Source organism: Rhizobium sp. No.120 (assembly GCF_054558365.1).
Map to the genome: position 1 here is coordinate 37,422 of NZ_BAAJNQ010000018.1, position 20,287 is coordinate 57,708.

Sequence of the window (20,287 nt, forward strand, 5' to 3'; positions counted from 1 at the left end):
AGGCGGAACATCATGGATGTCCCGCCTTTCTTGTTTGGTTGAGCTTGTGTCGGCAGAAACCTTTCTGCCGCCGTCTTCTCAATCTTCCTGGATGGCGCTGTCTCGGGCCGTATCCCGCATGAAGAGATAGACGATGAGCGAAATGCCGATCATCGCGGTTACATACCAATAGAAGCCCTGTTCCCAACCACTGCTTTTGAATTTCAACGCCACGAATTCGGCTGTGCCGCCAAAGAGCGTATTAGCTAGAGCATAAGGCAATGCCACGCCGAGGGCGCGGATATGGGCGGGAAACAGCTCCGCCTTCACCACCGCATTGATCGATGTGTAGCCGGTGACGATGACCAATGCGCCCATGACAAGCAGGCCAGCGATGATTGGATCCCTCGTGTTTTCGAGCGCCGAGAAGATCGGATAGGTAAACAGCATACCGCAAAGGCCGAAGCCGATCATCAGCGGCTTGCGGCCGATCTTGTCGGAAAGCCCGCCTGCGATCGGCTGCAGCAGCATGAAGATGAACAACGTGATTGCGTTGATTTCGCTCGACGTTTCCCGGCTGAACCCGGAGGTATTGACCAGGAATTTCTGCATGTAGATCGAATAGGCATAGAAGGCGAGCGTGCCGCCGGCCGTCAGCAGCATGACGAGCGCTGTTTCCTTGGGATGCCGGGTGATGAGCATCCAGAAGCCGGATTTCTGCGTATCGCTCGCGCGCACATTCTTGAAGCTCTCGGTTTCGGCAAGGCCACGCCGCAGCCAGAAGACCACGACTGCAAGCGCCGCTCCCATGAAGAAGGGAATGCGCCATCCCCAGGCGTTCAGTGCTTCCGTTGTCATCGCGGCCTGCAGCAGGATCAACAGTGCGATGGCGAGGAGCTGGCCCGAGATCAGCGTCACGTACTGAAAGGATGAGAAGAAGCCGCGGCGCTGGCGGCCGGCCATTTCGGAAAGATAGGTCGCCGAGGCGCCGTACTCGCCACCGACGGACAGGCCCTGCATCAGGCGGGCGAGGACCAGAAGTGCCGGTGCCACAACGCCAATGGTTTCATATCCCGGCGTCAGCGCAATGATCAGCGACCCCGCGCACATCAGCGTCACGGAAAGGGCGAGGCCGGCTTTCCGGCCCTTGCGGTCGGCATAGAGCCCCATGATCCAGGCGCCGATCGGCCGCATGACAAAACCCACGGCAAAAACTGCCGCCGAATTCAACAGCTGGGCCGTCTGGTCGCCGGCGGGGAAGAAATGCGGTGCGAAATAGAGCGCGAAAGCCGCATAGACATACCAGTCGAACCATTCGACCAGATTGCCGGTGGAACCGCCGATGATCGATTTCAGGCGTTGACGCCGCGCGGCTGCTTCCGTCGCTGCCGTCGTCGTGATGGAATCTTCTAGTGTATTGAGCATTGTTCCTCTCCTCCCGTTCTTGCTTCGGATCGTCGTGCGCAACGATGGCGCTGCAAACGACGGGTTTGTCAGGAGAGCCGTGCGCATTCGGGTGCCTGGCGGCCGGTATCCAGCGCGGTTATCGGCAATGCTATTGCCTGGCCAACAGGCGCCCGTCTTGCGTATTGAAGGTCACTCTCCCAGTGACGCTATTGATACGTGGGGAAAACGCGGGGCACGAGATTTAAGGATCGCTCAGGATATTCCGTTGATATATCTCATTTTTCCCAAGCTGAGATCCTCGGTCTTCATGCGTCGTGCGCAAGATTTTGCATGGCCATTTCGAAGCTTGTGCAATATTCTGCACAAATGAAGGGGCCAAGTCTGAAGAAAATTGTGCTGCTAGTGGTAACTGGTTTGGCCGCTGCCGCCGCCATTTGGTATGCGGCGCTTTCGTTTTCGCGTCAGGACGCTCTCAGGCGGCTGAATGCGGAGGCGAGCGGCCTTGCGGTCCAGCATATCCGCCTGCTCGACAGTGAGCTGGCGCGGTTCCGGCTTCTTCCAATCGTGCTCGGCGAATATCGCGATCTTGGTGAGGCGCTCGCGAGCCCCACAACGGATGCCGCCCGCCGCCTTGACGAAAAACTTCGTTTCCTGGCGCGGGAAACCGGCGCCTATATCATCTATCTCGTCGATCAGAAGGGGCTTGTCATTTCCGCATCAAATGCAGGGACTGAAGACAGCTTCGTCGGCAAGAACTTCAGCTTCCGTCCCTATTTTTCCGAGGCGCTGAAAGACGGCACGGCGGAATATTACGGCGCTGGAGCGATCAGCGGCCGGCCGGGTCTGTTTTTGGCCCGCAGGGTCGGTGATGCCGCCGCTCCGGTGGGAGTTGTCGTCGTCAAATTCGAGTTCGATGCGGTATCGCGGATCTGGGCGAACGATCCCGGAAAAACATTTGTTGTCGACGAACATCAGATCATCCTTGCCGCATCCGAGCCGTCACAGGTGCTGACGACGCTTGCACCTCTTTCACCCGACGTCAGGGCCGGCATCGCCGCCAGCGGCCAATATCGCGACGCCGCCCTCGGGCAGGGCAACTATCATGCCGAGGATGCCGGTCGCATACGCGGCCCGCGCGGTCGGATCCTGATCGCTGCGGAGCAGCCGGTGGCCGGGACGCATTTGCGTCTGCTGCACCTTCTCGACAGCCGCGCGGCGTTACAGGAGGCGCAGGCGCAGGCCTGGTTGTTGGCTTTGCCTGTCATCGTCGGTTTGGCCGTCATCGCGGCTGCAATCTGGTGGCGGATCACCCGAGCGGCCAGGGCAGCGGAGGATCGGCGTGCGCTTGAGGAGGCCGTCGCCGCACGCACGGCCGAGTTGCACGACGAGATGGCTGAACGTGCGCGCGCCGAGGATCGATATCGCGATGCCCGTGAGGAACTTGCCCAGGCGAACCGGCTTGCTTCCGTCGGTTCGATCACGGCGGGGTTGATGCATGAGATCAATCAGCCTGTCGCTACCATCCGCACCCTCGCGGAGAATGCGCGCCACCATCTTGCGGCCAATCGCCTCGATCGCGTCGTCGCCAATCTGGATGCCGCGGTCGAAGTGACTGCGCGCATCGGGACGATCACGCAGGAGATGCGGCGTTTTTCACGCCGGGGGCGGCGCGCGGCCGGAGCGGAACCGCTCGATGTGATCATCGCCGGCGCCTTGCTGCTGGTGGGGAATCGGTTTCGCAAAGCCGGCGTGCGGCTGGAGCTGCCGGCGGAGGGCCAGCCCCATGTGCTTGCCGAGCGGGTGCGGCTGGAGCAAGTCATCGTCAATCTGCTGCAGAACGCTATCGATGCGGTTGCCGGTGTCGAGGATCCGCATGTTGCGCTGCTCGTCGACGCCGCCGGAAAGGACATGGTGAAACTGACCATCGCCGATAATGGTCCCGGCGTCGATCCGGCACTGGCCAAGGAGATATTCCGTCCGTTTATTACCGGCAAGCCCGATGGACTTGGTCTCGGGTTAGGGATTGCGCAGGACATCATGAATGATCTCGGCGGGTCGTTGACCATCGGCCCTTCTCCGCTCGGTGGCGCGGCTTTCATAATGACGATGAGGCGGGCATGACCTTGGAAGCGTCGCAAAAAGTTCTTCTGGTCGAAGATGACGGCCCCTTCAATGCCGCGCTCGCCGATTCCTTCGCCATAGCGGGCTTCGACGTGGAGACGCATGGTGATGGGCAATCGGCGTTGGCAAGCCTTGCAACCGCACTGCCCGGTGTGATCGTCAGCGATATCCGCCTGCCGCGCGTCGATGGGCACGATCTGCTCGAAGCCGTGCTGGCGCGCGATCCGGACTTGCCCGTTATCTTAATGACCGGCCACGGCGATATCGCCATGGCTGTCCGAGCGCTGAAGCAGGGCGCCTATGATTTCGTTGCCAAGCCCTTTGCCACCGATCACCTGATTGCGTCCGTGCGCCGGGCGCTGGAAACGCGCCGCCTGGTGCTGGAAAACCGGCGTTTACGGCAGGCCGCCGCCGAGGCGGAGGATGCATCGCCGCTTCTCGGCCAGACGGCGGTCATGGCACGGCTGCGGGAAACGATCCGCCAGGTCGCAAATGCCGACGTGGATGTTCTGATCGAAGGCGAAACGGGGACCGGCAAGGAGCTCGTGGCCCGGCTCATCCACCGCTGGAGCAGACGGCGTGCGCGCAGCTTTATCGCGGTCGATTGCGCTGCTCTGCCGGATGTGATCGCCGATGAAGCCCTGTTCGGAAACCGCGTTCGGCGCGGACGCATTGCCGAAGCGGATCGCGGCACGCTGTTTCTCGACGAGATCGACAGCATGTCGCCCATGCTGCAGGGGCGGCTTCTGCGTGTCGCCGAGGAACGCGAGCTGCCTTCTGCAAGCGGCGAGCCGACCTCCGTCGATCTCCGTATCGTCGCTGCAACCAAAAGCGATCTGCATGCTGCCGTCGCTGATGGCCGTTTTCGCGCCGATCTGCTCTATCGGCTGGAAACCGTACGAATCCGCATTCCGCCCTTGCGGGAACGCCGCGCCGATATCGGCCTGTTGTTCAGCGCTTTCCTCGACGAGGCCGCCCGCCTGCATGGCGTGCCGCGCCCGCCCATCGATGCCGCGATGGAGGCACGGTTTCTGACGCACGATTGGCCAGGCAATGTCCGGGAGCTTCGCAACTATGCGACCCAAGCGGCGCTAGGTCTTTCCTCCGCTCTTAGTCAGCCTGCGCCGGGGCTTGGCCTCTCGGAGCAGATAGATCACTTCGAGGCAAACATTCTGCGGGCCACGCTGGAACGCTTCGAAGGGGATATCGCCGAGGTCGCGCAGGCGCTCAGACTGCCCCGCCGCAGTCTCTATGCGCGCCTGCAGCGTCACGGCATCAATCCATCCGCTTATCGCAAGTAAGTCGACTGGCAATCAGGCGTTTGCCGCCAGTGTCCGGGCCGTTCAGGGCGCTATGGTGAAACTGTAGCTCCCGTTGGTCTTGTGGCCATCCGTTGAGAGTACTTGCCATTCGACCGTGTACTTTCCCGGTGCAAGCTTGTCGGTTACCGGCACCATGAGCGTGGTGCCGCTATTCATCAGCATGGCCTCGCCGGTCTTGACGATTGCCTTGTTGGGACCGGTTATCTCAATGCCGCTGAATTTCACATTGAGAGCTTCCGAGAAGGTCAGGTCGAGTTTTGACGGAGTGGTCTTGACCGTGCCGTCGGCCGCCGGAACGGCGGATTTCAGATGGGCATGCGCCATAGCCTGGCCGGCAAGGGCGATACTGATTGCAAGGGCAGCGGGGAGCAGTTTCTTGATAGGGGGCATTTGATTTCCTCATTATGTTGGTGATCCGCGGAAAGCCCGCGGATTCGTGTGATGGCGATCGGTCGGTCATCAATATCCGTTGCCGCGAGGGCAAAGATGTGTTTCTGCATGATCGTTATCCTTGATCCGGCGGGAGCAGGCGGGCGAAACCACTGGCTCCGCCTCACCTCGTCAGGAGAAGAAGCGCCGGAGAGGCGGCACGAAGCGAAGCAGGAGCTGATCGAGGAGCAGCATCGCGACGATGGCAACGCCCGTCAGCGGGAAAGCGATTCCGAAGACGATGGCAATGAGCCACAGACCGATATACACGGACTTCTGCGGCGGCATCGGCGGCACGCCGAGACGACCCGATGGCCGTCGCTTCCACCACATGGTCGCGGCCGTCACGCAGCAAAGGATGATGGCGAGACACGCGGCCAGCATTAGAAGCTGGTTGAAGAGACCCCATTCCTGTCCCTGATGGACATTGATGCTCCATTCGATCGCCTTGCCGAGTGCCGGATACTGGTCATAGGAAATATCGACCAGCGGCTTGCCGGAATATTGGTCGATATGGACGGTGCGTTCCTTGCCGAGGTCTCCGAAATAATGGCTTGCCGTATAGACGCCGGTCTCATCCGCAGGGATTGCAAGATCCGCGCCGGCGACCATGCCCAGCCCATGCATGATCTCGACGGCCTTGTCGAGACCGATCGGCTCGGCCGATTGCGCCGCCGCGATGTCGGAGAGCGGAACGGGTGCGTTTTCGACCACCCAGCCGGCGCGGCTGACGATATCCTGCGTGACCTTCGTCGATTTCGGCACATCGTCCCACACGGCTGCCGGCGTGCCGAGATTGTTTGCGGTCAGCCAGGCGTTGACATTGGCGCCCCAATAGCCGGACCACGGCATGCCACTGAAGGCAAGAAAAAAGATCAGAATGCCGGCGAGCGCTCCCGTTACGGCATGCAGGTCACGCCAGAAGACGCGCCGCGACGGGGTGCCTCGAACCGTAAGAACGCCGCCGCTCTGTTGGCGCGGCCACCACAGATAGATGCCGGTTACCACGAGGACGAGGGCGAAGCCCGCGACGATCTCGATGATGCGATTGGCCCACTTCCCGAAATAATCGAGACTGTGAATGCGCTTGACGACCCAGCCGAATTCCTGTTTCGACCCCACCGATCCCAGGATGCCGCCGTCGTAAGGATTGACGTAGACGATGGTCGATTGTCCATCCTTGGACAGCGTTATCCAGGCCGAGCGGTTCGGCGCCGACGCTTCGTGATAGGAGATTGCGCGCGCGCCCGGAAAGGCCGAAAGCGCCGCATCGGCGATCTGCTGCGGCCGCAGCATGGCGCCGGCCTCGGTGACAAGATAGCGGTGCGAATAGAAGGTATCGGCGATCTGGTCCTTGAAGAGGTAGAGCGAGCCGGTGATCGCCAGATTGAGCATGAAAGGGATGACGAGCAGGCCGGCGAAAAAATGCCAGCGCCAGATCGCGCGATAGAGCGACATATTATGAGATGCTGCGGCTGCAGGCTCTACAGTGGTAATGGCAGACATGAAATCCTCCGAAGATCGGCAAGGCTGCCGCAAGCAGTCGATCTGAGGATGGTGCGGCGAGATGGTTCGCCATTTGGCGCGAGCTTTCCCTGAACGACGGGCCAATCGGCCTGCTTTGTTCGGCAGGATGCAGCTGGGAACACCAATCCTCAGATGTCGCGACGTAATGGTCGCGCAAGCGGCAGGGTTGACGGCGGGCATCGCGACGAAAGCCGCAATGCCGGTTCAGCCAACGATGTCGAGGAGGGGAGGGGCTCTCGGACCTGTATTCGGCGGATAAAGCTGGCGGTGGAACGCCTCCGATCTAGCGACGACCGTCTCTCCAAACGGAGAAGCGAGGCGTTCGCAAATGTCGGTCGGAGGCGCAGGCAGCATCGCGGCAGACGCAATCCGGCATGCCTCGCATCCGGGCGCATAGGCTTTCCCATGCACCTTGCCATCGGCATCCTTATAGGTGATGCAGAGGACGGGCAGCGATCCGTCCGGAAGCCGGTATTGGGCAAGCTCGATCGGGGATATTTCGTCGGCGGTTGCTACGATCGGTTGATGGGCGAAGCCGACGAACAACAGCGCAACGGCGCAAAGAATGCGCGCGCTCCACTGAAATGTTCGCGAAATCGTCTTCCGCATGCTTGTCCCCACCACCGCATTCGCGGATAAGGTCTCAGTCATAGGGCAGGCCTATCGCAAGCGCAATGCGTCAATTCGTGCCGTGATGCCGCTGCACTGCCGATCGATGAGAGGCATATAAACTATTTTTAGAGATCGCATGGTATCTCGTAAGGACTTCGACCATGCCGCCGCAGCTCATCCATTGCGGCGCGTTGCGAAGACTGGGAATCGCCATGGAAGTCGAAACACATCTGATCTCTCTAATACGTGTCCTCGGCCAGGTGGCAATTATTGTCTATGCCTATTCCTGGGTCATCCGTACCGTCGAGCGTGGCGCTTTGAAATCCGTGGCCGTCGGGCTGCTGTTCGGGCTGGTCGGCATTCTTTCCATGGGCGATCCCATCCAATGGATGCCAGGCGTGATTCAGGATGGCCGCTCGATCCTCCTTGTCCTAACGCCGATCTATGGCGGCCTTTTGGCAACCGTTGTCGCTGCGGCGATGATGGGCCTGTTTCGGTACATGGTGGGCGGCATGGGTGCCGCAATCGGCGTTGCCGGCATCGTAATCGTCGCGATCGTGGGCTATGTACTCAGTCTGCTGCCGCGGCAATGGACCGGCACGGGCTGGCGGCGATCGGCTCTGTTCGGCTTAGCGACCTGCTCATCCATTGTGGTTGTCTTCCTTTTGCCGTGGGCGGTTGCGCGCGCCCTTCTGATCTCGGCCACACTTCCGGTGACGATCGTCAATATCCTCGGTGTCATGCTGTTGTCGGATCTCTTGCAGCGGGAGCAATATCGCATCGGCATCCAGCGTGCGTTGGAGAATGAAGCGAGCCTCGATCCGCTCACAAGGCTTCCCAACCGCCGGGTGCTGCAGCGCGAAGGCGATCGTTGCAGCAAGGAAGCGGGCACGCGGCGTATCCCCTTTTCGATCATCATGCTTGATATCGACCACTTCAAGAAGATCAACGACAGCTGGGGCCATTCCTTCGGTGATACCGTTCTGGCGCGATTGGCCGATGTCATCAGGCGAACCGTGCGCAAGACCGACATTGCCGCCCGCTACGGCGGCGAGGAGATTGTCGTGCTGCTGCCCAACACCGATACGCGGGCTGCGGCTGCCATCGCGGAGAAAATTCGCAAGGATATCGAGGGTACAACCTTGATGTTCGAGCAGGAGGCCGTCCATGTCACGGTCAGCATCGGAATCGCCTGCTCCCTCGAACCGACGACGGATTTCAAGCATGTGCTTGAGGCCGCCGACAAGGCGCTTTATCGCGCGAAGGCAGGCGGGAGAAATCGCGTGGAACTGGCGGAGGCGGCTTAGGCTCGCCGCCTTTCAATGGTCGCGACGTGCTCTTTCTCATTTCTCGTCCTTGACGGAAAGGGGCAGTCCGGAATAACTGGGCGTGACGGTTCCCCAAGGAAGACTCCGCGGGGATTAATAGGGAACACGGTGAGGACGACCCAAGCGGGACCTAGACCGTGGCTGCCCCCGCAACTGTAAGCGGATTGCCGATCATCCGGGAGTGACCAGCCTGTTGGTTCCTTCCTGAGGCTTTGAGCCGTGCCACTGCAAGCATGCTTGCGGGAAGGCCGATGATCGTCAGAGATCCGCAAGCCAGGAGACCTGCCGTCGATCACGATCCAATCAGCCGGGCGGGGATGCCCGGAAAGGACAGAGAATGATTGACCTGCGCCTTCGACATTATCCGAAATCTATCGGCCTTGATTGGGATCTCCGCAGCCGGCGACCGTCTTTCTCTGCGCGATCGCGCTGAAGACGCTTCGTTTCCTTAATCCCATCGGGATCTTTCATGCACCATTTTTTGACGACCATTGCATTTGCACTTGGGCTGACCGGTTTGGCCGGCTCCGGTTTTGCCGCCACCCAATATCCGCTCACCATCAACAATTGCGGTCAAAAGGTTACCTTTGAAAAGGTTCCGACGAAGATCGTTTCGATCGGCCAGGGCATGACCGAAATCCTCTTTTCGCTCGGCCTTGCCGACAAGATCGCCGGAACGGCGGTCTGGGTCGGTCCGGTTCTGCCGCGATATGCCGAGGCCGACAGCAAAATCCCGCGGCTTGCCGATAACGATCCAAGCTTCGAATCCGTTGTCGGCAAGGAGCCAGATCTAGTCGCTGCCGAATTCGAATGGCATGTCGGCGCGCAGGGTTCCGTCGGCAAGCGCGAGCAATTTTCCGAGCTTGGTATCAATACCTATCTTGCGCCGACCGATTGTGTCGCCAAGGTCAATACCGATGGCGGCGACGGCGTGCGCAAAGAGCTTTTCACGATGGATCTGGTCTATCAGGAAATCGCCGAGCTTTCTGAGATCTTCGACGTCAGGGATCGCGGCGATGCTCTGATCGCGGACTTGAAGAAGCGCGAGGCGGATGCGGTCGCTTCGATCGCCGGTGCCAAGGCCAAGGGCCTTCCGATCGTGTTCTGGTTCTCCAGCAAGGAGGTCAATGGCGACGCTTATATCGCCGGCAAGAACAGCGCTCCCGCCTATATTCTGGAGACGCTCGGCGCCAGAAACGTGGTGACGACGGAAGAGGAATGGCCGCAGGTCGGGTGGGAGACCATTGCGCAGGCCAACCCGGCCGTGATCGTCATCGCCACCATGGATCGCCGCCGCTATGCGGCCGACGATCCGAAGGTCAAGGTCGATTTCCTCGAAAAAGATCCCGTCACGAGCCAGCTCGATGCTGTCAAGAACAAGCGTTTCGTCATGATGGATGCGCAATCGATGAACCCGACCATCCGCACCATCGACGGCATTGAAGTCCTGGCCAAGGGCATCAAGTCCTTTGGCCTGGCGCAGTAAGATATGAGCCCCGCCGCAAAACGCAGGACGTGGTGGGTGCTCTTGGCACTCGCGATGGCTGCTGTCGTCCTTCTTGCTTTCATGATCAGTCTTGCCGTATCCATCGGCGAGATTTCCATCCCGCTGTCGACAACAGTAAAGGCCGTCTCGAACCGGTTATTCGGAACGAGCTTCGAACTCAGCCGGATCCATCAGGGCATCGTCTGGGACTATCGTCTCAGTCGCGCGATCGTTGCTGCGAGTACCGGCGCGTCGCTTGCCTTGAGCGGGGTGGTCTTGCAGGCGTTGCTGCGCAATCCGCTCGCCGAACCCTTCGTGCTGGGCATTTCCGCCGGCGCCTCCACCGGCGCGGTCTGCATCATGATCCTCGGCCTTGGCTACGGCATTCTGGGCCTTTCCGGCGGCGCCTTCCTCGGCGCGGTCGTCGCCTTCCTGTTCGTCGGCCTGCTTGCCGCCGGCGTCGGCGGCACGAGTGAGCGCATCATTCTATGCGGCGTCGCTGGATCGCAGCTCTTCAACGCGCTCACTTCCTATATCGTCACCACCTCAGCCAACGCCGAGCAGGCGAGAGGCGTCATGTTCTGGCTGCTCGGCTCCATGAGCGGCGTGCGCTGGCCGGATGTCTATCTTTCGGCGCCGGTTGCCATCATCGGCTTTGCCATCTGCATGGCGCATGTCCGCGTGCTCGATGCCTTCATTTTCGGCACGGATGCGGCCGCATCGCTTGGTATTGCGGTCAAGCGCGCGCAGATCGTTCTGCTTGGCGTGACTGCCTTCATGACGGCGGCGGTCGTCAGCATCGTCGGCTCGATTGGCTTCGTCGGGCTCGTCATTCCGCATGCGGCCCGCTTCGTTGTCGGGCCAAGCCATAATCGGCTGCTGCCGGCAGCGGCTCTGGCCGGCGCAATCTTCATGGCTGCGGCCGATATCATCTCGCGGGTCATCATTCCCCAGCAGATTCTGCCGATCGGCGTCGTCACGGCCTTGTTCGGAGCGCCGGCCTTCGCCCTCATTCTCTATCGCGCCCGGAGGACAGCATGAGCATCGCTGTGGACACGGTAACCTTTGCAGCCGGCAATAGTCTGATCGTCAACGGCGTCAGCCTCACGGTGGAAAAAGGCAAGGTACTCGGGCTTCTTGGGCCGAACGGCTCGGGTAAATCGAGCCTGCTCAGGCTGATCTGCCGCTTGCGGAAGGTCAAAAGCGGCGTCATCCGGCTCGGCGGCAGCGATATTGCCTCCATCTCCCGCGGCGATATCGCCCGCCGCATCGCGCTCGTCGAGCAGCAGGCGACAACCGATACGCAGGTCACCGTGATGGACGTCGTGCGTCTCGGCCGCACTCCCCATCGCGGTCCTCTGTCGGCCTGGAGCGCTTATGACGATGCGGCGGTTTCCGATGCGCTTGCCCGTGTCGGTATGCAAGGCCGTGCTAGTCAGCCGTGGCAAACCTTGTCGGGCGGTGAACGACAGCGCGTCCATATTGCGAGGGCGCTTGCCCAGACTCCAAGCGAGCTACTGCTGGACGAGCCGACGAACCATCTCGATATCCAACATCAGCTCGATATTCTCGGCCTAGTCTCCAAGCTCGATGTCACCTCCATCGTGGCATTGCACGATCTCAATCTTGCGGCCATGTTTTGCGACAGCCTTGCCGTTTTACAAAATGGCGAGGTCGTTGCGGCCGGGCCGCCCGAAGAGGTGCTGACGCAGGAACTGATCGCACGGGTTTTCGGCGTGCGCGCGCATGTCCAGAAATCTTTGGTTCACGGCCGATGCAACATTCAATACATGGCAGGTTGATTGCATCTGTTGAGATAGCGGAACAAAGTGGCTTGCCCCGCTCCGATCATGTCCGACCGGAGCGAATCGTATTGCCGGATCGTGCGAGTTCGCCTCAACCTTCGAAGCCGAACCGCTCGACATCGAAATCGTCACCGTCATAGCTGATAGCTCCGGCTTGAGCCTCCGCCATGTCGTCATGCATCGGAATGGGCGCGCTGACGAGGCCTGGAAGTGTCATGTCGATGGCCATGCCCGGCGGACGCAAGGCCCAGGCGACGATCGCCTTCGTCGACATGTCTCCTATACCGGCCGAGACATCCCGTGTCGCCGCTGAGGGAAGGGCGGCGATCGGCTGCATCTTTGCCATGGCGCTCTCGGCCGTATTCTCCGCATTGTCAGACACGACGAGCTTTCCGGCGTCGCTGCGTCCCACGACTAGGCTGGCGAGCGCGGGAGTTGGTCTTTCCGGTGCGGTCGCAGGGATGACGACGATGCTGCTGCTCGGCCGCCACGCCGGTAGCGGAACGGCATAGGCCGCGAGGTCGGCGAAGGGCTCGCTCTTGTTTGCTTCAGCCACCCGCTTGCCAAGCTGAGCCTCCAGTCCATCCACGGCTCGGCTTCTGGGGGTTGGCAGCATGCTGGTCAAAAGGCTGCGGTCGGGTTCAACGTTGCGAGACGCTGTGAGGGATCCTGCATCGTCACTATCGTCATCCATGACAGCGATCTTACTCGCCATCTGGGAAGGGCGCTTTTTTGATTGCGCGACTGCTACGTCATAACCCGGCAGCGGTCTGCCATCCGCCGGCACGTGAAGCGTTTGCCCATTTGGGAAAAGCCGCGCAAGCTCCTGACGCGACATTCTCGGCCAGGCCCGCACCCTGCCGACATCCAGATGCACGAAGGGCGAGCCGGAATTGGGATAGAAGCCCACGCCGCCAATCTGCATCTGCATGGCGATTGCGCGCAGGCTCGAAAGCTTCACGCCGGGAATGTAAAAATCCATTGCCTTGCCGAGGGTGTGCTGGCTGTGCTTGGCGACGCCGGAGCTGCGCGAGCGGTTGCGCAGCATGCTGTTGGTCGAGGGAGAGCGGTAGGCCGAAACCACGTGAATGGCCTCCTTGGCGCCGCTGCGGCGGTAGACTTCCCAGACGAGATCGAGCAGCTCCGGATCGATCCTGGTCGGCTCGTTCTTTCGCCAGTCGCGCAAGAAGCGGTTGATCTGAGCAAGGCCGCGCGGGTCATAATTGCCGTTGCGCTTGAAGACGATGGTCGACCTTTCCCCCGTATGCGTGAAGAAGAGCTTGAGAGCCCGGTCCTCGGCCGCCGCCGAGCCTGCAAAGGCGCCGAGCATCAGCACCGCGATCAGCGCCACTCGGAAAGCGATGAACGAGAAAGTCGTGGCGAAGAATGCCGCCGGAATGGAAAAGATCACGTGATGCACGGATACGACTTTCGCCCTTGCTAAGAGAAACAGAAACCAGAGGCGCCGCGCCTGCGGCATCGCTATACCCTCCAATTATGGTCAACAAATCCCTAACGGACCGTTTATGGCAGGAAACAGGGAATTTTCTTCGCCAGCGCCCGTTCATCAGCTCCATCTTCGGTCGCATCGAGCCCTTTCCTGCAATTTCAAGGTCTTCGTTGCAATGTCGCGAGATATCAACCACTGCCTGTGGGGTGACATCTTCCAGATGATGAAGAAAAACAGGCCCTGCAAACGTTTTCGCGTGGGTTGCAAACTATCTGCCAAGACATCATCATCCCGCCCCATGAGTGGACAGAATCGATTTGCTCCCCCTTCAAGCGGGCAGCAAACAATCAAACGTAGCGACCTGTTGCGGCAGCTCCGGCGAGCCGGGCTGCGCCGTTTGACGACCATTGTCGCACCCGCCGGCTACGGAAAGACGTCGCTTGCCGTTCAATGGTACGAGTTGTTGAAGGCGGATGGTGTCAAGCTCTGCTGGGTGTCGCTCGATGCTGAACACACGAACCAGGAAGCCTTTCTGCTTGCATTGATCGATGCCTTGCAGGCGCTGCTTCATGAGGATGGGGGGGATGCCGGCAACCTGCCCGCGGCAGCATTGCTTTCGGTGCTAGCGACCCGCCTTCGCAAGATCGAAGGCCCCCTTGTCGTCTTTCTCGACGACTATCATTTCGCCCAGACGGATGCGACCGAGGCGCTTATGGCGAAGATCCTCGCCGATCTTTCACTCGAGCACGTCAAGCTGGTGCTGGTCAGCCGCAGCCCGCCACGCTTTCCACTCTCGGCATTGCGGTTGCGTGGTGAATTCAAGCAGTTCGGCGTTGCCGAGCTGGGCTTCAGCGATGCCGAAGCCGGGGAGCTCTTTGCCGGCAAGGGCACATATCTGACCGAGGAGCAGATCGGTTCTTTCAATCGGCGAACCGAAGGCTGGGCGGTCGCACTGCAGATGGTGAGCTTGCTCGTATCGGAATCGGATGAAAGTGACAGCATCCTTGCCTCTTTCGATGGCGGCGATACGGATATGGGCTCCTATCTGTCGGAGCAGGTGTTCGAGCATCTCCCTGAGGAGATACGCCAGTTTCTCATCGATACGGCTGCTCTTCCGGCTTTCAATCATTCGCTTCTCGAAGCGGTGCTGGAAAGCAGAGAGCGTGCCGACCTCTGCGAAAGTCTGGCCGAATATGCACTTCCGGTCACCTTGCTTGCCGGTCCCGGCAATTGGATGCGGTTTCATCCTGTCTTCAACGAATTCCTCAAGAAAACCGCCAGTCGCAGGGGTGTCGATGCCAATCGCGCTCTTACTCGTGCGGCACACTGGTTCGAAGCCCGGGGCGACATAGACCGGGCCGTGCATCACGCACTTTCGGCAAGCGATTCCAATCTTGCGGCGCGCATTGTCGAAACTGCTGGCGGCTGGCGGCGCGTCTATGCCACCACCCGCGGCGGCGCAACACTGTTTCAGGCCCTGAGCGGGCACGCCTCGGAAATCGATCTGGCCCGCTTTCCGCTTGCGACCCTTGGTCTTTCGATCTTCAATGCCAAGGCGGCGCAGCTTGCCGCGGCCAACCATTATCTCGTCATCGCCGATCGGGCGGCCGCCGGCGATCCGATCTTGGCGAAGGATGTGCGCGTGGTGCGCATTCTGTTGGCGCTTTATACTGATCATTGGGCCAGTGCGTCCGATCTTTCCGCTCTCGAGGATGACCTGCGACAGCCGGATGGAATGGAACTCATCCATCGAGCACTGGCGCTCAATATGCTCTCCTACAATTTTCTGATCCGTAGCGAGCTTGACCGGGCCCTACACTACGGACACCTGGCCATTCGCGCCTTTCGCGACGGCGGAGCCGATTTCGGCGCGATGCATCTTTATACTCATGTCGGTCAGGCATTCTTTCTATCCGGCGATTGTGCGAGCGCCTTGTCGGCCTACGAGGAACTGATCTGCGAAGCGCAGACCAATATTGGCCCGGGCAGTGATCTCGATGCCGTCGGCCAGGTGTTGAAGGCCGAGGTTCTGTCGATGCGCGGTGAGACGGAAATTGCGGCGGAGATGCTCGGATGGGCGCTGCCGCATCTTGAGCTCCACGATACCTGGTTCGATCTTCTGGCGGCCGGCTTCATGGCTGAACAGCAGATTCTGCGCATGCGTGGGGATCTGCTTGCCGCCCATGCAGCCATGGACCGCATTCGCGCCACTGCGAGACGGCGTAGTTTCGATCGGCTCACTCGGCTGATCGATGGCGAGCGCGCCATGCTGCTCATGGCCTCTGGCGATCTCGATCATGCAATCCGCCATGCTGAGGCCAACGGCTTCGGCTTGCAGGCAATCGCTTCGGATCGCGCCAACACGCTGGCTATTCATTTGCGTGGAACCACGCCGGCGATCTTCTGGACACGCTCCCATCTGGTCCTTGGTGACAAGGCCAAGGCGCGCGAGATCTTCGATCAGTTCATGATGCGCCAGACGCAGCGCCCGCATGTTCCGCGTGCGATCGAGCTTGCTCTCATCGAAATCGAAATTCTCCTGGCGGAAGGCCGCGGCGAAGCTGCCGCCGCCCGCCTATCCGATCTCGTGTTGACGACTCCGCTTGCCGATTATCGCAGCCTGTTTCGTTTGGGTCACCCGGCCGCGCTTTCAGAGCTTCGTGCGCTTGTCAAACATCCGACTGTCGCAGCCATCACTCGCCAGCGCCTTCAGTCGCTATTTTCGGATGCGGACCTATCGGAAGAGCCGACCATCGGCGGTGAAGACGGTTCTGTCTTCACCGGCCGGGAGCGCATGGTGCTGGAATTGCTGAGCTCGGGGCTTTCCAACAAGGAAATCGGCCGAATGCTCGTCTTGTCCGACAACACCATCAAGTTTCACCTGCGCAATATCTTTGCGAAGCTCAACGTCTCAACGCGGACCGCGGCTGTTACGGCGGCACGTCAAAAAGGCGTGCTTGATCGATAACCTACCCATTCGGGTGGGTTTTGACGTCTCCGCCCACCCATCGGAGAGGCTATCGATGGATGAAAAAACCCCTAATCTGCACTCGTGCGAATATAATGATGAGAGGTAGATTCGTGATCGTCGTCGATCCGGTGACGCAGGAGATTATCGAGGGCAAGCTGGCAGCCACTGTCGACGAGATGGGCGTAGTCATGGCCAGGACCTCGATGAGTCCTGTGATCTATGAAGTGCTTGATTTTGCCTGCGGTCTCCTCACCCGTGACGGTGAGCTGGTGGCGCAGATGAACGGCATCACCCTCTTTACCGGCACCTTCGGCACACAGGTCAAGTCGCTGATCGCACTCTATGGCGACGATCTGGAAGACGGCGACATTCTGCTTACCAATGATCCTTATTCCGGCGGCACGCATGCCTGCGATTTTGCTATCGTCAAGCCGATCTTCTTGGATGGCCGAATCCTTGCCTATGCCATCAATGTTGCCCATTATCTCGATGTCGGCGGTTCGGTTCCGGGCTCGCTTGCGCCCAATGCCACCTCTGTCTTTCAGGAGGGCTTGAGGCTGCCGGGCGTGAAAGTCGTGCGCAGTGATCGCTTTTCGGGCGAGGTTCTGCGCATCATCCGCGAGAATGTCCGTCTGCCCGAAGTCGCAATAGGCGATCTCACGGCGCAGGTTGCGACCGTCCGCGTTGCCGCCAGACGCATGGCCGAGCTTGCGCGCAAATATGGCACCGATGTCGTCGAGGCCGCATTCGATCGCCTTCTGTCGGTGAGCGAGAAGCAGGCGCGCGCGGCCATCGCCGCACTGCCCGATGGCACCTATGAGGCGGAAGATATCATCGACGGGGATGGCGTCACCACCGATCCTATTTCGGTCAAGGTGGCCGTCACGATTTTCGGAGATCGCCTGACGGCGGATTTTACCGGTTGCCCGCCAGCGGTCGCAGGCCCGATCAATTGCGCGGCCGGTGCTCTGCAATCGGCAGTGCGCACCATCTTTAAGGCGCTGGTTGCGCCCCAGGCGCCCTCCAATGAGGGGTGGTTTCGTCCACTTTCCGTCATCGCGCCGCAAGGCTCTGTTTTCACTGCCGAGAAGCCATCGCCAACAGGCTGGTACTATGAGGGCTCGGTGCATGCTTCAGAACTGGTCTGGAAGTCCCTTGCCAAGCTGATGCCTGAGCGGTTCTCCGCCGGATCCTATACGAGCCTCTGCGTCGTCTATGTTTCCGGCAAGGACCACGCAGGGCAGCCATTCATCCATATCGAGCCGCAGCATGGCGGTTGGGGAGCGAGCAGGGACAGTGACGGCGCTAGCGCGCTGATCGCACTCACCGATGGCGATACCTATAATTACTCCGTGGAGGTCATCGAAGCGCGCTTTCCTTTGCTCGTGCGCCGCTATGGGCTCAATGTCGAGGGTGGATCGGGGGCCGGACGCCGTCGCGGCGGGTTCGGCGTCATTCGCGATTATGAAATCCTCGGGGACGGCGCTTCCGCCTATTGCAGCTTCGGGCGAACGGATACGCCACCCTGGGGAGCAGAGGGCGGCAAGCCCGGCAGCGTCAATCTTCTGCAGGTGGAGGAGAACGGCGGGAAAGTCCACAATTTCGGCCGCGAGCCGCATATCGAACTGAAGCGCGGGGATCTCGTGCGGATCATCACCGGCGGCGGCGGCGGCTGGGGCGATCCGCGCGCTCGCGAGCCGGAGCAGGTCCGCCGTGATGTCGAAGATGGCTACATCAGTCGAGAGGTGGCGCGCAACCTTTATGGATATGAAGAAAGTATGGCGTCATGATCAGACTGGCGACGGATGTAGGCGGTACCTTTACCGACCTCGTTGGTTATGATGAGCGCACGGGCGAAATCTTCACCGCCAAGAGCCTGACGACCGTTCACGACCAATCCGAGGGCGTTCTTGCAGCGATCGAGCTTGCCGAAAAGAAGGACGGGCTTTCGACCCGCGATGTGATCTTTTTCGCCCATGGCGGAACGACCGTCATCAACGCGATTACAGAGCGCAAGGGTGTCAAGACGGCACTGGTGACCACCGCAGGATTTCGTGACGTGCTGGAAATCGGCCGCGGCAATCGTCCCGATCTCTACAATCTGCAGTTCAAGAGCCCGGAAGCCTTCGTGCCGCGCAGCCTGCGCTTCGAGGTGCGCGAGCGCATGGACGCCAAGGGCCGCGTGCTGACGCCCATCGAGCTTGGAGATATCGAACCGATCGTTCGCGAATGCCGCGCTCGCGATGTGGAGGCAGTTGCCATCATCTTCCTTCACAGCTATGCCAATCCTGAGCATGAGATCGCCTGCGCCAATGCGCTCGCTGAGGCGTTGCCGGATGTTACGGTTTGCGCTAGTCACCAGGTTTCCCGCCAATGGCGCGAATATGAGCGGTCGAACACGACCGTACTCAACGCCTATGTGCAGCCGATCATCAAGCATTATTTTGCGCGGCTCGAGAGCGCGCTGACGGAGCGCGACCTCACCTGCCCCTATTATGCCATGCAGTCGAATGGCGGTATCTCCACCTTCGATCAGGCGCAGATGAGCCCTCTGACACTGGTCGAATCCGGCCCGGCCGGTGGCGTTGCCGGTGCCGCGCGCATCGGGACGGTGCTTGGCGAATCCGAAGTCTTGTCGCTCGATGTCGGCGGCACGACGGCAAAATGCTCGTTGATCCATGACAGCCGCCCGACGCTCGACAGCGAATACAAGCTCGAGCACACCCGCATCGCGCCCGGCTATCCGGTTCAGGTGCCGGTGGTCGATATCGTCGAGATCGGTGCCGGCGGCGGCTCGATTGCCCGCATCGACGAGCGCGGCGCGCTCTGCGTCGGCCCACAAAGCGCCGGATCGACACCGGGCCCTGCCTGTTATGGCCGGGGCGGCGAGAAGCCTACGTTGTCCGATGCCTTGCTGACGCTCGGCATTTTCGATCCGGCAAGCTTTGCCGGCGGGCAGATGCAGCTCGACAAGTCCAAGGCTGCGGCCGCGATTGCGACGATTGCCAGGCCAATGGGGCTGTCAGTCGAAGATGCGGCGCTCGCCATCGTCGAGATTGCGCATGCATCGATGATCAATGCGTTGAAGCTGGTGACCGTCCAGCGTGGCCACGATCCGCGCGATGCCGCTTTCGTCATCTCCGGAGGAGCCGGCCCTGCGCTTGCTGCGCGTCTGGGGCGCGATCTTGGCGTGAAGATGACGGTCGTGCCGCCGCATCCCGGCATATTTTCGGCCTGGGGAATGCTGGCAGCCGAGCCGCGGGCCGATTTCCGCAGCACGTGGTTCGCTCCCCTTGGTCCGGAAGCCGTCAGCAATCTGAAGCGCCGGTTCGACGAGCTGAAGCGCGAGGCGGTCAAATATTTCGCCAAGGGCGATGCAGCAGAAATACGCTATGCCTGCCGCGTCGAAGCCCGCTATCGCGGCCAGGAACACGGCGTTTTCGCTCTCTTCGAAATGGAGGATGATGCCGAAAGCTTTGCCGAACGCTTCCATGCGGCTCATGAGCGCGCCTACACCTTCTCCCTGTCTAGTTCGCCGGTCGAGATCACGATGATCCATCTGGAGGCTGTGCTCCATGGCCCGGTTATCGCCATCCCGAAACTGGATCGTGCCGGCCGATCGCTGGATGCGGCCTTGAAGGGGCGCCGCGAAGTCTATTTCGGCGGGACGACCGGGTGGGTGTCCTGCCCCGTCTACGAGCGCACCCGGCTGCCGTCTTTCGCGAGAATTGCCGGCCCTCTGGTCATTGAGGAAGCGACTGCGACGTCGCTCGTGGTGGCCGGGCAGGAACTGGAAGTGAGCGAGGAAGGCTTGCTGCTCATCCGCGAACGCGATGGGGGAAGCGTCTAG

General features: G+C 60.6%; 14 protein-coding genes and 1 riboswitch. Of the genes, 9 read left to right on the top strand and 5 right to left on the bottom strand.

Features of this window, described 5'->3' with window-relative positions:
- Positions 1-78: 78 nt before the first annotated feature.
- Positions 79-1,404, bottom strand: a complete 1,326-nt coding sequence (locus ACYJRZ_RS28965) for an MFS transporter (protein WP_459464555.1) — start codon at positions 1,402-1,404, stop codon at positions 79-81.
- Between the two features lie 312 nt (positions 1,405-1,716).
- On the opposite strand from ACYJRZ_RS28965, the gene ACYJRZ_RS28970 reads away from it, so the two are divergent.
- Positions 1,717-3,507: a sensor histidine kinase gene (locus tag ACYJRZ_RS28970; protein WP_459464557.1), complete on the top strand. Its 1,791-nt coding sequence runs from the start codon at positions 1,717-1,719 to the stop codon at positions 3,505-3,507.
- Positions 3,504-4,808, top strand: coding sequence for a sigma-54-dependent transcriptional regulator (locus ACYJRZ_RS28975; RefSeq protein WP_459464559.1), 1,305 nt, complete (start codon positions 3,504-3,506; stop codon positions 4,806-4,808). Before ACYJRZ_RS28970 ends, ACYJRZ_RS28975 begins: the two co-directional genes overlap by 4 nt.
- Positions 4,809-4,850: 42 nt before the next feature.
- On the opposite strand, the gene copC is transcribed toward ACYJRZ_RS28975, so the two are convergent.
- The 3 genes from copC to ACYJRZ_RS28990 form a co-directional block, all read right to left on the bottom strand.
- Complete coding sequence (gene copC, locus ACYJRZ_RS28980; protein ID WP_459464561.1) at positions 4,851-5,219, bottom strand: copper homeostasis periplasmic binding protein CopC; 369 nt, start codon at positions 5,217-5,219, stop codon at positions 4,851-4,853.
- 171 nt (positions 5,220-5,390) lie between these two features.
- Complete coding sequence (locus ACYJRZ_RS28985; RefSeq protein WP_459464562.1) at positions 5,391-6,764, bottom strand: PepSY-associated TM helix domain-containing protein; 1,374 nt, start codon at positions 6,762-6,764, stop codon at positions 5,391-5,393.
- A 225-nt stretch (positions 6,765-6,989) separates the two neighbouring features.
- A complete protein-coding gene (locus tag ACYJRZ_RS28990; RefSeq protein ID WP_459464564.1) occupies positions 6,990-7,394 on the bottom strand; it encodes a hypothetical protein in 405 nt (134 codons plus the stop codon).
- A 215-nt stretch (positions 7,395-7,609) separates the two neighbouring features.
- Between ACYJRZ_RS28990 and ACYJRZ_RS28995 the strand changes: the two genes are divergently transcribed.
- The 4 genes from ACYJRZ_RS28995 to ACYJRZ_RS29010 all read left to right on the top strand — a co-directional run bounded on the left by ACYJRZ_RS28995 (position 7,610) and on the right by ACYJRZ_RS29010 (position 12,013).
- Positions 7,610-8,704, top strand: a complete 1,095-nt coding sequence (locus tag ACYJRZ_RS28995; protein WP_459464566.1) for a GGDEF domain-containing protein — start codon at positions 7,610-7,612, stop codon at positions 8,702-8,704.
- 69 nt (positions 8,705-8,773) lie between these two features.
- A riboswitch (cobalamin riboswitch) is annotated at positions 8,774-9,029 on the top strand.
- A 165-nt stretch (positions 9,030-9,194) separates the two neighbouring features.
- Positions 9,195-10,211, top strand: coding sequence for an ABC transporter substrate-binding protein (locus ACYJRZ_RS29000; protein ID WP_459464568.1), 1,017 nt, complete (start codon positions 9,195-9,197; stop codon positions 10,209-10,211).
- Positions 10,212-10,214: 3 nt separating this feature from the next.
- Positions 10,215-11,252 (top strand): FecCD family ABC transporter permease, encoded by a 1,038-nt coding sequence (locus tag ACYJRZ_RS29005; RefSeq protein WP_459464570.1) that lies wholly within the window; start codon positions 10,215-10,217, stop codon positions 11,250-11,252.
- The gene (locus ACYJRZ_RS29010; RefSeq protein WP_459464572.1) at positions 11,249-12,013 is read left to right on the top strand and encodes an ABC transporter ATP-binding protein; all 765 of its coding nucleotides are present in this window, start codon (positions 11,249-11,251) and stop codon (positions 12,011-12,013) included. Before ACYJRZ_RS29005 ends, ACYJRZ_RS29010 begins: the two co-directional genes overlap by 4 nt.
- Before the next feature lie 94 nt (positions 12,014-12,107).
- Here ACYJRZ_RS29010 and ACYJRZ_RS29015 read toward each other — a convergent pair whose 3' ends face one another.
- Positions 12,108-13,496 carry a DUF882 domain-containing protein gene (locus ACYJRZ_RS29015; protein ID WP_459464574.1) on the bottom strand — a complete coding sequence of 463 codons (1,389 nt, stop codon included), beginning with the start codon at positions 13,494-13,496 and terminating at the stop codon, positions 12,108-12,110.
- Between the two features lie 367 nt (positions 13,497-13,863).
- On the opposite strand from ACYJRZ_RS29015, the gene ACYJRZ_RS29020 reads away from it, so the two are divergent.
- The 3 genes from ACYJRZ_RS29020 to ACYJRZ_RS29030 all read left to right on the top strand — a co-directional run bounded on the left by ACYJRZ_RS29020 (position 13,864) and on the right by ACYJRZ_RS29030 (position 20,287).
- A complete protein-coding gene (locus ACYJRZ_RS29020; protein WP_459464575.1) occupies positions 13,864-16,434 on the top strand; it encodes a LuxR C-terminal-related transcriptional regulator in 2,571 nt (856 codons plus the stop codon).
- Positions 16,435-16,529: 95 nt separating this feature from the next.
- The gene (locus ACYJRZ_RS29025; RefSeq protein ID WP_459464577.1) at positions 16,530-18,227 is read left to right on the top strand and encodes a hydantoinase B/oxoprolinase family protein; all 1,698 of its coding nucleotides are present in this window, start codon (positions 16,530-16,532) and stop codon (positions 18,225-18,227) included.
- Complete coding sequence (locus tag ACYJRZ_RS29030; protein WP_459464579.1) at positions 18,224-20,287, top strand: hydantoinase/oxoprolinase family protein; 2,064 nt, start codon at positions 18,224-18,226, stop codon at positions 20,285-20,287. The genes ACYJRZ_RS29025 and ACYJRZ_RS29030 overlap by 4 nt, the downstream gene beginning before the upstream one ends.